The 12502-nt window shown below is 64.5% G+C and carries 13 protein-coding genes; 3 read left to right on the forward strand and 10 right to left on the reverse strand.

Annotated elements, in window-relative coordinates; all coding sequences use genetic code 11:
• The first annotated feature begins 51 nt into the window (after nt 1-51).
• Nucleotides 52-1032, forward strand: coding sequence for a siderophore ABC transporter substrate-binding protein (locus ACPEE1_RS03035; RefSeq protein ID WP_423935159.1), 981 nt, complete (start codon nt 52-54; stop codon nt 1030-1032).
• A gap of 67 nt (nt 1033-1099) precedes the next feature.
• Here ACPEE1_RS03035 and ACPEE1_RS03040 read toward each other — a convergent pair whose 3' ends face one another.
• Nucleotides 1100-1498 (reverse strand): rhodanese-like domain-containing protein, encoded by a 399-nt coding sequence (locus tag ACPEE1_RS03040; protein ID WP_116927654.1) that lies wholly within the window; start codon nt 1496-1498, stop codon nt 1100-1102.
• Nucleotides 1499-1590: 92 nt separating this feature from the next.
• Here ACPEE1_RS03040 and ftrA point away from each other — a divergent pair, with 92 nt between their 5' ends.
• Entirely contained in the window at nt 1591-2589 is a 999-nt protein-coding gene (ftrA, locus tag ACPEE1_RS03045) for a transcriptional regulator FtrA (RefSeq protein WP_116927653.1), read from the forward strand.
• Nucleotides 2590-2763: 174 nt separating this feature from the next.
• Here the strand turns inward: ftrA and ACPEE1_RS03050 are convergent, their stop codons facing one another.
• The 8 genes from ACPEE1_RS03050 to ACPEE1_RS03085 all read right to left on the reverse strand — a co-directional run bounded on the left by ACPEE1_RS03050 (nt 2764) and on the right by ACPEE1_RS03085 (nt 10144).
• Nucleotides 2764-3990, reverse strand: coding sequence for a CaiB/BaiF CoA transferase family protein (locus tag ACPEE1_RS03050; RefSeq protein WP_423935161.1), 1227 nt, complete (start codon nt 3988-3990; stop codon nt 2764-2766).
• Between the two features lie 8 nt (nt 3991-3998).
• Complete coding sequence (locus ACPEE1_RS03055) at nt 3999-4778, reverse strand: enoyl-CoA hydratase-related protein (protein WP_182343904.1); 780 nt, start codon at nt 4776-4778, stop codon at nt 3999-4001.
• Nucleotides 4779-4970: 192 nt separating this feature from the next.
• A complete protein-coding gene (locus ACPEE1_RS03060) occupies nt 4971-5765 on the reverse strand; it encodes a MetQ/NlpA family ABC transporter substrate-binding protein (protein WP_423935164.1) in 795 nt (264 codons plus the stop codon).
• Between the two features lie 109 nt (nt 5766-5874).
• Nucleotides 5875-6312, reverse strand: coding sequence for a hypothetical protein (locus ACPEE1_RS03065; protein WP_116927649.1), 438 nt, complete (start codon nt 6310-6312; stop codon nt 5875-5877).
• A gap of 67 nt (nt 6313-6379) precedes the next feature.
• Nucleotides 6380-6964 carry a DJ-1/PfpI family protein gene (locus ACPEE1_RS03070; RefSeq protein ID WP_116927648.1) on the reverse strand — a complete coding sequence of 195 codons (585 nt, stop codon included), beginning with the start codon at nt 6962-6964 and terminating at the stop codon, nt 6380-6382.
• Nucleotides 6965-7180: 216 nt separating this feature from the next.
• Entirely contained in the window at nt 7181-7906 is a 726-nt protein-coding gene (locus ACPEE1_RS03075) for an OmpW/AlkL family protein (RefSeq protein ID WP_182343900.1), read from the reverse strand.
• A 323-nt stretch (nt 7907-8229) separates the two neighbouring features.
• A complete protein-coding gene (locus tag ACPEE1_RS03080; RefSeq protein WP_423935167.1) occupies nt 8230-9222 on the reverse strand; it encodes a Bug family tripartite tricarboxylate transporter substrate binding protein in 993 nt (330 codons plus the stop codon).
• Nucleotides 9223-9226: 4 nt separating this feature from the next.
• On the reverse strand, nt 9227-10144 hold the full coding sequence (locus ACPEE1_RS03085; RefSeq protein WP_423935170.1) for a LysR family transcriptional regulator: 918 nt from the start codon (nt 10142-10144) through the stop codon (nt 9227-9229).
• A 150-nt stretch (nt 10145-10294) separates the two neighbouring features.
• On the opposite strand from ACPEE1_RS03085, the gene ACPEE1_RS03090 reads away from it, so the two are divergent.
• A complete protein-coding gene (locus tag ACPEE1_RS03090; RefSeq protein WP_423935172.1) occupies nt 10295-11665 on the forward strand; it encodes a hypothetical protein in 1371 nt (456 codons plus the stop codon).
• A gap of 133 nt (nt 11666-11798) precedes the next feature.
• Here ACPEE1_RS03090 and ACPEE1_RS03095 read toward each other — a convergent pair whose 3' ends face one another.
• Entirely contained in the window at nt 11799-12482 is a 684-nt protein-coding gene (locus tag ACPEE1_RS03095) for a TetR family transcriptional regulator (RefSeq protein ID WP_116927643.1), read from the reverse strand.
• Nucleotides 12483-12502: the final 20 nt, after the last annotated feature.

The raw sequence follows: 12502 nt of genomic DNA on the forward strand, positions 1-12502 counted from the left end.
GCATGCCTGCGGGCGCCGCCTCAACTTGATTGACATGCATTGGAGAAAGACATGACCCAGCCATTGACCACGGCCTGCTGGCGCGCCAGCGCCGGTGCTGCCCTCGCCACGTCGCTGTTTGCTGCCCCGGCAGCCTTTGCGCAAGCCCCCGCCCCCAAGGCCCCGGCAACGATCACCGTGCAACACGCCAAGGGCAGCACCGTGGTGCCCTTGGCGCCCAAGCGCGTGGTGGTCTACGACCTGGCATCGCTCGACACCATGCAAGCACTGAACCTGCCAGTGACCGCCTTGGCCAAGGCCAACTTCCCCAGCTATATGCAGGCCTATGCCGATGCGCGCTACCTGCCAGCGGGCACCTTGTTCGAGCCCGATTTTGATGCGCTCAGCCACATCCGTCCGGACCTGATCGTCGTGGCGGGGCGCAGCGCCGGCAAGTACGAGATTCTGAGCAAGATTGCGCCTACGCTGGACCTGAGCGTCAACAACCAGCAGCTGCTGGCCGATATGCAGCGCAATGTGACGACGCTCGCCTCGCTGTGGGGCAAAGAGGCCCAGGGCGAGCAGCTGATGCAGCGCGTACGCGCCGAGGTGGACAGTACCCGCGCGCTGGCCCAGCAGCAGGCACCGGGCCTGTTGGTGCTGGCCATCAGCACCATGCTCAATGCCCAGCCTCCCGGCGCGCGCTTTGGCCTGCTGCACGATGTGCTGAGCGTCCAACCTGCCCTGCCCGCCGATGCCAGCAAGCCGCGCGGCGTGCCGATGAAGTTGGAAGAGATCCGCCAGCTCAACCCCGCCTGGCTCTATGTGATCGACCGCAATGCCGGCACCGGCAGCACCACCGGGCGCGACGGCAAACCGGTCGTCGCCAGCACCGAGCTGTTCAACAACGACGCTATCCGCAACAGCGCTGCGGGCCAGCAGGGCCGGGTGGTGTTCCTGGATCCACAGGTCTGGTACCTGCTGGGTGTGGCCGGGCCGCAGGCGATGCTGCATACGACGGCGCAGCTGAAGGCCGTTTGGAGCGCACGCTGAGGTCTTGACGCGGGAAGACGCTTTCAGGGGGCGGCATGTTATGCCTCCCCTTTCTTGCGACGGGCGGTCAGGATGCCGTTGCCAGCGCAAAGCCCTCATCCAGCCAACCGGTGATGCCGCCGGCCATGATCTTCACGGGCCTGCCCAGTTGCGCTAGGCGCAAGGCGCCCCGGGCCGCGCCATTGCAGTGCGGGCCGGCGCAATAGGTCACAAACAGCGTATCGGCGGGCCAGGCCGCCAGCTTGCTCGTAACGATCTTGCCGTGCGGCAGATGCAGGGCGCCAGGGACATGGCCTTGTGCATACAGTGCCGCGCTGCGCACATCGAGCAGCACAAAGTCGGGCTGGCCATGGCCTAGGGCATCGTGCACATCCCAGCAGTCGGTCTCGAACGTGAAGGACCGGGAAAAATGCGCCACGGCATCGGCACTGGCGGCAGCGGGAATCTGGCTGACATAGCGGCTCATGAAGTACTCCTGGTAAACATGCCAGCGATTTTGCGGATCGAACCTGTTGCCTACAATTGGCGCAGAAGACATAAAGGGAAGGATTTGCGCCAATGTCTGCACGCTTGCTGGGCCCGCTGGTCGTCGCACCGGTCTACAACGGTCTTTGCACCTTTGAGTTCTCGATGGTGGCCGAGGTGTTTGGCCTGGAGCGGCCCGAGATGGGTGAGGGCTGGTACCGTTTTGCGAGTGTGGCCGTTGAGCCGGGCCCGCTGCGGGCCCAGGGGGGCTTGCTGGTACAGGCCAGTGCAGATATGGCCTTGCTGGAACAGGCGGACCTGATCGTGGTGCCCGGCTGGCGCGGCATGGACGAGCCGGTCCCGCCCGCGCTTCAACAAGCCCTGCGGCGCGCGGCGCGGCGCGGGGCCACCCTGGCATCGATATGCTCGGGCGCGTTTGTGCTGGCCGCCGCCGGCTTGCTTGACGGGCGCCGTGCCGCCACCCATTGGCGCTACGCCCAGGCGCTGGCGCAACGCTACCCGGCCATCGACGTGGATGCCCAGGTGCTGTACGTGCAGGATGAGCGCATCTTTACCTCGGCGGGCAGTGCGGCGGGGCTCGACCTGATGCTGCATCTGGTGCGCTGCGATTTTGGCGTGCAGGCGGCCAACAGCGTGGCTCGGCGCCTGGTGGTTGCTGCGCACCGCAGCGGTGGGCAGGCGCAGTTCATCGAGCAGCCGCTGGTGGCCGATACATCGGGCAAGCTGGCGCAGCTGCTGGACCAGGTGCGCGCCGATCTGCGGCGGGACTGGACGGTGGCCGCGATGGCCGAGGTGCTGGCGATGAGCCGGCGCACCTTTTTGCGCCGTTTCACGGCAGGCACCGGCATGGCGCCCAGCGCCTGGTTGGCGCAGGCGCGGATGGAGGAAGTGCGGCGGCTGCTGGAGAGCACCAGCCTGCGTGTGGAGCAGATTGCCGACCAGGCAGGCTACCGCAGCGTGCAGGTGCTGCGCGACCAGTTCAAGCGCAGCCTGGGGGTGTCCCCCAGGGCATACCGCGCATCATTCACCGCGCCCTTGGGACCCTCTGCAAAACTCCCTGCCGTGGTCTGAACGCGGTCTCGGGCGATCCGCTGCGTTGTCTTCCTTGTCAATAGCTACGGCTATTGACTGCAAAAGACGCCTTGCGGCTCATCCCGATCCGCGTCCATCCCGCTTGGCGAGGGTTTTGCAGAGCATCCCTAGCGCCCAGACCCGCCGCTGTGGCGGCCGGGCTGCTGCACAGTCTCAGCGGCCGTGCAACTGCACCGCCTGGCTGGCGGCCAGCGCCGCGATGTCGTCGCTGCTGTAGCCCAGCTCCTGCAGCACCTCGGCGGTGTGCTCGCCATACTGCGGCGCGCCGCGCCGCGTGACGCCATTGCCGTGCGAGAACTTGATCGGCAGGCCCAGCGCCTGCACCTGGCCGGCGACGGGGTGGTCGACCTCGATCACCATGTCGCGCGCCAGCGTCTGCGGGTCTTCGAGCATGTCCTTGATCTTGCGCACCGGGCCTGCAGGCACACCGGCCTGCTCGAACTTCTCGACCCAGTAGTCGGTGGTGTTGCTGCGCATGGCCTCGGTGATGATCGAGATCAGCAGATCGCGGTGGGCCATGCGCTCGCGGTTGCTGGCAAAGCGCTCGTCTTCGAGCAGGTGCTCGAGCTGCAGCACGCGGGTCATGCCGACCCAGGTGGACTGGCTCACCGCGCCGATGTTGATCCAGCCGTCCTGCGTCGGTATCGCCTGGTAGGGCGCGGCCACCGGGTGGGCCGAGCCCATGGGGCCGGCCGATTCTCCGGTGGCAAAGGCCATGGCCACCTGCCAGTAGGTGTGGACCAGCGAGGCCTCGTACAGCGAGGTGTCGACATACTGGCCTTCGCCGGTGCGCAGCCGCTCGATGTAGGCAGCCAGCACGCCGGTCGAGGCCAGGATGCCGGCGGTCACGTCGCCAATCGGCACGCCGACCTTGACGGGCGGGCGGCCCGGGCCTTCGCCGGTCAGGCTCATGATGCCGGACATGCCCTGCGCAATCAGGTCATAGCCGGCGCGCTTGGCATAGGGCCCATTGAGGCCAAAGCCGGTGATCTTGCAGTAGATCAGGCCCGGGTTGCTCGCGCGCAGCACGTCGTAGCCCAGGCCGAGCTTTTCCATCGTGCCGGGGCGGAAGTTCTCGATCACCACATCGGCCTTGTCGATCAGGCGGCGCACCACCTGCAGGCCATCGGGGTGCTTGAGGTCGACCGCAATACCGCGCTTGTTGCGGTTGACGATCATGAAGGTGGCGGACTCGCCCTGGATCTCGGGCGGGATCGCGCGGCGGGTGTCGTCGCCGCCGGGCAGGCGCTCGACCTTGACCACCTCGGCGCCCATGTCGGCCAGCAGCAAGCCGCCAACGGGCCCTGCCATGACATTGGTGAGCTCAACAACAACGAGGCCCGACAGCGGGCCTTTGCGCGGGGTAGGGGAGGGCTGCATGAACGCTGTTACTTTCCTGTGAATACCGGCTTGCGCTTGTCCAAAAAGGCGCGATAGCCTTCGATGAAATCCTGCGTGTCAAAGCAGGCGTAGCCCTCTTGCTGGTCGGCATCCGTCAATGGGGTGCCGCTTTGCAGCCGGGCGATGAATTTTTTGTGCCAGCGCGCCGACAGCGGCGCTAGATCACTGATGCGGGCGATGGTCTGGGCCAGCTCCTCGTCCCATGCAGCTTGGGGCACCACGCGGGTCACCAGGCCTTTGCTGAGGGCCTCTTGGGCATCGAGCAGGCGGCCTTCGAGCAGCAGCTCCAGCGCCACCTGGGGGCCGGCGACATGCACCAGCGCCTCGAGCTCCGGGTAGGCGAGCACACCACCGAGGCGGCCGATGGGAATGCCAAAGCGGGCGTCGTCGCTGGCCAGGCGCAGATCGCAGCAGGCTGCCAACTCCAGCCCGCCGCCGACGCAGGCGCCACGGATCGCGGCCAGGGTGGGAATGGGGCAGTGGCGCAGCAGGGCCATGGCCCGGTGCGCCTGCTCGGCAAACGCAATGCCCTTTTCCTTGGATGAGCGCAGCGATTCGAACTCGTCGATATCAGCGCCGCTGCCAAAGGCCTGGGTGCCGGCGCCGCGCAGCACGATGCAGCGCAGATCGCTGTCTTGCACCAGCGCGTCCAGTTGCTCGGCCAGGTGGACCCACATCTGGTGGCTGATGGCATTGCGTTTGGCCACGTTGTCGATCCACAAGGTGGCGACATGGCCTTCACGGTTTAAGCTGATCTGTCCGCTCATGGGCTGGCTTTATGAAAGAGGAGGATGGAAAAGGCGCGCCCGTTTGCGCGCCTCTGGGGTGAATGGTTGCGGAGGGGCTAAGACGGCCCAGCAAACCCAAGGTTTGCGGTTGAGACGAGGCGCGATGCCGCAGGCAGTACAAGGGTACGACAAGGCATCGCAACGACGTATCAAGGCTCGTGTCAGCCCCTGTCAGAACGCGGGGACGATGGAGCCCTGGAACTCCTTGTCGATGAACTGGCGCACCTCGTCCGAATGGTAGGCCTTGACCAGGCGCGCCACCCAGGGCTTGTCCTTGTCAGCCTGGCGCACGGCAATCAGATTGGTATAGGGCGACTTGGCTGACTCGCGGGCAATGGCGTCCTTGGTGGGGTTGAGCTTGGCTGCAATCGCATAGCTGGTGTTGATGACGGCGGCATCGAGGTCATTGAGCGCATGCACCAGCTGGGCGGCATCGAGCTCGCGCAGGCGCAGCTTCTTGGGGTTGTCAACAACATCCAGCGGTGTGGCCTTGATGCCGGCCGAGGCGCGCAGCTTGATGAGGCCATGCTCTTGCAGCAGCAGCAGCGCGCGGCCGCCGTTGGTGGGGTCATTGGGCAGACCGATCTGCGCGCCGGCGGGCAGGTCGGCCAGCGATTTCACTTTCTTGGAGTACAGCGCAATGGGCAGCACCACGGTGTTGGCGGCTGCCACCAGCTTGTAGCCCCGGTCCTTGACCTGCTGGTCCAGATAGGGGTGGTGCTGGTAGGCATTGGCATCCAGATCGCCGGCTACCAGCGCGGCATTGGGCTGGATGAAGTCGCTGAACTCGATCACCTGGATGCTGAGACCCTCTTTGGCGGCCGCTTGTTTGACGGCCTCGGCAATCTGCGCATGGGGGCCCGCCGTCACGCCCAGCTTGAGGGGCTTGTCCTGCGCAAAGGCAGACGCGGCAAAGGTGGCAGAAACCGCCAGCAGGGCGGCGAGGGTGAAATGGCGCTTGAGCATGGAGGGCAGTCAGAAACAGGTAGACGGGCCCACATGCTACGTTCGATCGCTCAGATTAAAAAATAATATTATCGAATAACCAAAGACGCCATTAGCTATATGGAGCTGGTCAGTCGTCTGTTGGGTCGCCAGGTTCGGGGGCTTGGTCGCCGCCCGATGCCAAGTGCTGGCCGATCTGCATCCAGGCCTGGGCGGCTTCGGCATCGCCGGCAAAGTGGTGGCAGCTGGCCGCAGCCATGGCGATGCGGGCATTGCGCGGATCCAGGTCAAAGGCCAGCTCGTTCTGGGCGGCGGCGTTTTGCCACATCACCGTGGCATTGGGCGAGCCTTCCTTGTGCAAGGCATGGGCCTCGGCCATCCAGGCCTGGGCCAGGCGCAGCGCGGCTTCGGGCTGGTTGCGGTCGGCCTGGTGGGCGCGGTAAAACGCCTGGCCCGCCTGCTGCCACAGCGCGCGGGCGGCAGCGAAATCGGTGGTGGCAATCTTTTGTGCCTCGGCAACGAACTGGTTGCCGGTGGCGAGGTGGTGGCTGTAGCTGTCTGCGGTCATGGGGCTGCGATGGTAGCAGCGATGGCAAGGGCTTGCAGGCGGCCCAGCACTTGCCACCGCGCGCGGTTTAGCTGTGCGAAATACGCGTTCCGAGCAAGGCCAGGAACTGCGCCAGCCACTGCGGGTGGGCAGGCCAGGCGGGGGCGCTCACCAGGTTGCCGTCGGTATGGGCCTGGTCCACGGCGATATCGGCATAGGTGCCGCCGGCCAGCACCACCTCAGCTTTGCAGGCCGGGTAGGCCGAGCAGGTTCGGCCTTGGAGCACACCAGCGCCGGCCAGCAGCTGCGCGCCGTGGCAGACGGCGGCGACGGGCTTGTTGGCAGTGAAGAAATGGCGCACGGCGGCCAGCACCGCTTCGTTGTTGCGCAGGTATTCGGGGCCGCGTCCACCGGGGATCACCAGCGCGTCGTAGTCCTCTGCCTTGACGTCGGCAAAGCTTGCGTTCAGCGTGAAGTTGTGGCCGGGCTTTTCGCTGTAGGTCTGCGCACCTTCAAAGTCATGGATCGCCGTCTTGATATGGTCACCGGCTTTCTTGTCCGGGCAGACCGCATGCACCTGGTGGCCGACGGCCAGCAAGGTCTGGAAGGGCACCATGGTTTCGTAGTCCTCGCAGTAGTCACCACAGATCATCAGGATTTTCTTGGCCGGCATAGGGTCTCCAAAGGTTGGGTTCAGGCGGGTCTGCCTGCGCCATTGTGGGCCGGGCGGGCCCGGATGCCAAGGGCGGCGCGCGCGGGCAAAAAAAACCCTGCTCGTGGAGCAGGGTGGCAAAAGATGGCTTGGAGCCATCGCATGCTGTGGCATTCATGGATACAGGCCACATCTTGGGCGCAGCGCAGGCGCTACGGGCTTCTCCTCTCGGAAAAATCAGAACTTGTAGGTGACGTAGAGGAACGGGATGATCGGGTCCAGCGTCAGGCGGGTCTGCGATACCGCCACCTTGTTGCCATTGACCGTGGTGGTCAGCTTGGCGTCGGTCTTCATCGGCACATAGGACACCGAGAAGGTGATGCCCCAGTTCTTGTCGATCGCGTAGTTGGCACCGATGTTGAAGACCGGCGCCCATTGGCTGTCGATCTTGGCCGTGGTCTTGGCAACCCCTGGAGGCGCGCCGATCACACTGCCCAGCGTGTTTTGCAGACCGCTGGTCAGCCGCACACTGCGGAACTGCGAGTAGGTGACACCCAGGCCCAGCGAGACGCGGAACTTGTCATCGGCATTGCCAAAGAAGTACTTGCCCAGCAAGGAAGGCGCATACAGGCGCGCATTGCCCAGCTCACCAATGGGCTCCAGGGTGCCGGCGCCGTTGAGCTTGAGGCGCGGCGGAATGCCCAGCACGCCTTCGACTGCCCAGTTGTCGGTCAGGAAGTAGTGCACGTTCAAGCCCAAGGTGGTGGCGCTCTTGAGATCGGCACCCGAGCCAGGGATCTGGCGCTCAAAGGGCTCGACAAAGGTCAGCGGCTTGCTCTTGTCCTGGGGCGAGTAATTGAGCGCTCCGGCCCCTAACACCCAGTCGCCTGCCTTTTGGGCATAAGCGCTGCTTGCGAGCAAGGCGGTGGCCGCCAGCCACATCCATTTCTTGGCTTGTCTCATTGCTTTGTCTCCTTGGGTTGCTGTTTGAACGATCGTCAAATCTGGCTTGTCTCGAAGACAGAGCATAGGAAGCCTGGCAGCCCATGTCGACAGGGTAAGCGCTGAATTTCAGCAAAAAAAGCACACTCGTTCTAATTTGTGCAGACTTGGGGAAAATGCAGATGGGAAAGGGCGGGAGTTTGTTGTAAAAGCAGGCCTTTCTTATGCAGGCGTCTGCGGATCAAATGCAAGGATTTCCCATGCGGAGGGCGTGTAAACCTCGAACGATCCGGATGTGCAGCCCCTATCTATTGGTGCAAACATTTCATTCCAACCGGCTTGAATCAACGATCGGTTTCGCGCTCCACCTGCCGTGCAAAGTCCTGCACCGATCCCTCGTAGGGCTGGTTGTTGGCATCGAGCAGGATCTGGCGAATGGCAGGCGAGCGAAGGGCTTGTTCGATCAATGCATGCAGATGCACCACCACCTGGGAGGGCGTACCCGGTGGGGCGAAGAGCCCGAACAGGGAATCCAGATTCGCGGATGGGTAACCTAGTTCCGCGAGGGTCGGCACCTCTGGGAGCACTGGCAGGCGACGCGGTGCGCCAACCGCCAAGGCCTTGAAGCGCCCGTCACGCAAGGCTGCGAGCTGGCTCGGTGCGACGTTGGTCGACAGCAGCTCGAAGTGGCCACCGAGCGCATCAGTCAATTGCTGCCCGCCGCCCTTGTACGGAATATGGCTGATGCGCACGCCCGCAAGCTGACTCACGCGTTGCAGCACGGTGTGCCCCGTCGTGCCTTCGCCTGTCGTTGCCCAGCGCAGCATGCCCGGGTGCTTGCGCGCCTCGTCGATCATGTCGGCGAACGCAGTGGGTGCGAGCGCGGAGGTGCCCACCAACAGCAGCGGCGTGCGCATGACACCCGCCACGGGCTGCACGGGCAATGGCGCTGCACCCCCTGGCGCTCGGGCACGCCGCGCGGCCGCGTGGCGCAGCAGGCCCAATGCGGCGGCGGCGGTAAAGACCAGCATCTGGCCATCGGGCGGACTGCGTTGCAAGAGCTCAAGCGCCAGCGTTCCACTCGCGCCAGACCGGTTCTCGACGATCACTGGCGCCTGGCGCTGCTCGGCCATGGCTTTGGCCAAGGCGCGCGCCACCAAGTCGCTGACACCGCCGGGTGGATAGGCCACCAGAATCTTGAGACCAGCGCCTGGCCTTTTCTGGGCGGCCAGTCCCTCAGTGGCCACGAGCGATGCGCCCATCAAGCCGCTCAGTAGCATGGCTCTTCGCGACCATCGTGGGGCGTTTGCCGGGGTCAGCTTGGGCCATTCGGACATAGGTTCACCTGCTTTTGGAGGCATGGCGCTTGGCCAGCTTCTTGGCCAAGGCGATCACCGTGCCCAACGGGCCATCGCAGTCATGCGCGCGGTACACCAAGGTCAACGGCGCCCAAAGGTCGAGGGACGGATCGAGTGAGCGATACACCACCGCATGGCGATGCGATCCTTTGATCGACGCCGGAACAATGGACAAGCCCACGCCTGCTGCCACCAGGTTCACATTGGTCATCATGCGCTCGACTTCGGCGGCCACTTCCACATGGACATGGCGTTGTGCACACAGCGCCAGCAGATTGGCATACAGGCCCGGTGCACCGGGCCTGCGCACCAGCACCAGTTTTTCGCCATCGAGCTCCTCCAGCATGACGGGCTGGGCGCTGTTGTGCGCCAACCGGTGGTCCACCGGGATGGCCAGCAGCGCTTCTTCCCGCAGCAGGGGCTCGAACGCCAATCCCTCCGGGTGTGCCACCGGCACGCGCAAAAAGCCGCAATGCAGACGTTGGGCCGCGACCGCTTCGGTGATTTCAGCGGCGTTGTTTTCGCTGACGCTCAGCAAGATGTCGGGGTGCGACTTGCGGCAGGTGCGCAGCACTTCCGGGGTGAAGGCATGCGCCGCCGCCGAGCTGGTGAAGCCTATGCGCAGATGGCCCCGCTCACCGCGCGCATACGCCTCGATGCGCTGATGCATGGCGCCAAAGTCGCCCAGCAGCCGCTCGGCTTCTGCGCGCAGCTCATGGCCCAGATCGGTGAGATCCACGCCTTTGGGATGGCGACGAAACAGCGCGCTGCCCAGCTCGTTCTCCAGCGCCAGAATCTGCTGCGACAACGGCGGCTGCTGGATGCCCAGGCGCTCTGCGGCACGCGTGATATGGCCGCATTCGGCCACCGCAAGAAAATACCGGAGATGACGCAGTTCCATATATTTGAAAAGTATGCAGTTGATATCTTAGAAATCTTTGAAATATTTCGCAAGCCGACCAAGAATAGGGAGGCCCTCGCCAACCAAGCGCTGGTCCGCCAGCCTTGCGGGGAGCCGCACCCATAAAAAACGCTTGATAGGAGACAAACCATGAAATCGCCTCTTCCCAAACTCGGCCTGCCCCTGCTGGCGCTGCTCGCGCTCAGCGGCTGCGGCGACGGCTCCCTGGTGCTGCAAGGGCCGTCCACCTCCAACGAGGCAGCGCCGGTGACGGCCACTTGCCCTGCCGATGTGCCCAGCGACGCGAAATGCCTGTCTGGCCGCGACTCCAAGGGCGCGTTCTACATGATTGCAGTGCCGGCAAAGTGGAATGGCATCCTGGTAATGCATGCGCATGGAGGCCCCGATCTGGCCGCCCCCGATCTGGACCGCTCCATGGAAGACCTGACCCGCTGGTCCATCATGGTGAAGTCAGGCTACGCATGGGCGGGCTCCTCCTACCGCCAGGGCGGAGTGGAAGTGCGCGCTGCCGCCGAAGACACGGAGCGTCTGCGCGGCATCTTCCGCAAGCATGTGGCGATCCCCAGCAAGACCATCTTGCATGGTCAGTCCTGGGGCGCTGGCGTGGCAGCCAAGGGCGCGGAGATGTTCACGCTAGAGACCGTCGGCGAGCGTCCCTACGATGGCGTTTTGCTGACCAGCGGCGTGCTGGGCGGGGGCACCCGTTCCTACGATTTCCGGCTTGATCTGCGCGTGGTCTACCAGTACCTGTGTGGCAACCACCCACGCCCCAGCGAACAGCCCTACGCACTCAACCTCGGCCTGCCCGCCAATGTCACGATGAAGCAGGCAGATGTGGCGCTGCGCGTCAACGAATGCCTGGCGCTCAACAAGCCCGCTGCCGAGCGCACACCCGAGCAGAAGGCCAAAATCCAGACCATCGTCGATGTGATCAAGATTCCCGAGAGCGCCATCCAGTCGCACATGAACTGGGCGACCATGCACTTCCAGGATATCTCCGCCAAGCGCACCGGCGGCGAGAGCCCGTTCGGCAATGAAGGCGCGGTCTACACCGGCTCCGCCGACGATGCGGCCCTCAACGCCGGCGTGCTGCGCTACAAGGCCCATCCCGCCGCCTACCAGACGTTCGCCACCGACACCGACCCGGTCGGCAAGATTCCTGTGCCGGTGCTGTCCACCAAATGGATCAGCGACCCGACCGCGTTCGTGGAGCTTGATTCTCGTTTCCGCGAGGTGATGCAAGAAGGCGGCAGTGCTGCTCGTCTGGTGCAGACCTTCACCACCCATGGCATCCACAGCTTTATCAGCGATCCCACCTATCCCGCGCTGATGGACGCGCTGCTGCAGTGGGTGAACACCGGCACCAAGCCCACGCCTTCCGGTATCGCCAGTGCCTGCCTGGCCCTGGAAGCGACCTACGGCAAGGGTTGTAGCTTTGATGCGAGCTACACGTCGCCTGCACTGTCCACACGCGTCGCTCCACGCCAACGTCCGCAGTGATCTCTGCTTGCGCTTGCCCGGTGCTTGGGTTCCACACGCAAGCGGGCAATGGTTGTTGCACTGGCCCAAGCTGAGGCCGGTGCAAAATCTGCTGCACAACACGGCACACCGGCCCGTGTTTCTGCGTCCTTCCTCAGCCTTGCGCTGCCCGCACACACACCAGCGCATCCACCTGGTCCAGCAGCATCTGCAGATGGCGCTCGCGCAGTGCGTGGCCCAGCAGGTCCACCTGCAGCAGGCTGCGCCAGGTGGCGGCGTGGTCGATGCGAAAGCCGCTCAGCGCAGAGATCAGGTAGTGCACATCGGTGGCAGTGACCTCGGGCTTGAACAGGCCCTGGGCCACGCCGCGCTCCAGGATGCGCTCCAGGGGGGTGAGGGCCGCCCGGCGCAATGATTCGGTGTTGGATATCTGGCCCAGCATTTCGCCGCCCTGGAAGTTCTCCTGCAGCACCAGGCGCGTGAAGGCCTGGTTGTTGGCGTGGTAGTCAAAGCTTTTCTGGGCCAGCGCATGCAGGGCTTGCAAGGGCTCTAGCGCGTCGAGGTTCAGGCTTTCTTCGGAGGCGCGGATATCGGTGTAGCTTTGCTCGATGACGGCCAGGTACACATCCTTCTTGTTGCCGAAGTAGTAGTACAGCATGCGCTTGGCGCAGCCGGCCTTGGCCGCTATGCGTTCAAGCCGGGCGCCGTCATAGCCATAGTTGGCAAACTCGGTCTTGCCGGCGTCGAGCAGGGCCTGGCGCATGCCTGCCGATGCGCCGGGCTCATCGGTCTGGGGGGGTTGAGAGGTTGGCTCTTGCTGGCCTTGCTGCTTGCTCACTGCCGGATCTCCGTGGACAC

Source organism: Comamonas sp. 23 (assembly GCF_049601575.1).
Classification (GTDB): Bacteria; Pseudomonadota; Gammaproteobacteria; order Burkholderiales; family Burkholderiaceae_C; genus Comamonas; species Comamonas squillarum.

Coding starts and splice junctions, on each gene's coding strand:
- ACPEE1_RS03035 (WP_423935159.1), top strand. CDS start 52: ATGACCCAGCCATTGACCACGGCCTGCTGGCGCGCCAGCGCCGGTGCT.
- ACPEE1_RS03040 (WP_116927654.1), bottom strand. CDS start 1,498: ATGAGCCGCTATGTCAGCCAGATTCCCGCTGCCGCCAGTGCCGATGCC.
- ftrA (WP_116927653.1), top strand. CDS start 1,591: ATGTCTGCACGCTTGCTGGGCCCGCTGGTCGTCGCACCGGTCTACAAC.
- ACPEE1_RS03050 (WP_423935161.1), bottom strand. CDS start 3,990: ATGCAGCCCTCCCCTACCCCGCGCAAAGGCCCGCTGTCGGGCCTCGTT.
- ACPEE1_RS03055 (WP_182343904.1), bottom strand. CDS start 4,778: ATGAGCGGACAGATCAGCTTAAACCGTGAAGGCCATGTCGCCACCTTG.
- ACPEE1_RS03060 (WP_423935164.1), bottom strand. CDS start 5,765: ATGCTCAAGCGCCATTTCACCCTCGCCGCCCTGCTGGCGGTTTCTGCC.
- ACPEE1_RS03065 (WP_116927649.1), bottom strand. CDS start 6,312: ATGACCGCAGACAGCTACAGCCACCACCTCGCCACCGGCAACCAGTTC.
- ACPEE1_RS03070 (WP_116927648.1), bottom strand. CDS start 6,964: ATGCCGGCCAAGAAAATCCTGATGATCTGTGGTGACTACTGCGAGGAC.
- ACPEE1_RS03075 (WP_182343900.1), bottom strand. CDS start 7,906: ATGAGACAAGCCAAGAAATGGATGTGGCTGGCGGCCACCGCCTTGCTC.
- ACPEE1_RS03080 (WP_423935167.1), bottom strand. CDS start 9,222: ATGTCCGAATGGCCCAAGCTGACCCCGGCAAACGCCCCACGATGGTCG.
- ACPEE1_RS03085 (WP_423935170.1), bottom strand. CDS start 10,144: ATGGAACTGCGTCATCTCCGGTATTTTCTTGCGGTGGCCGAATGCGGC.
- ACPEE1_RS03090 (WP_423935172.1), top strand. CDS start 10,295: ATGAAATCGCCTCTTCCCAAACTCGGCCTGCCCCTGCTGGCGCTGCTC.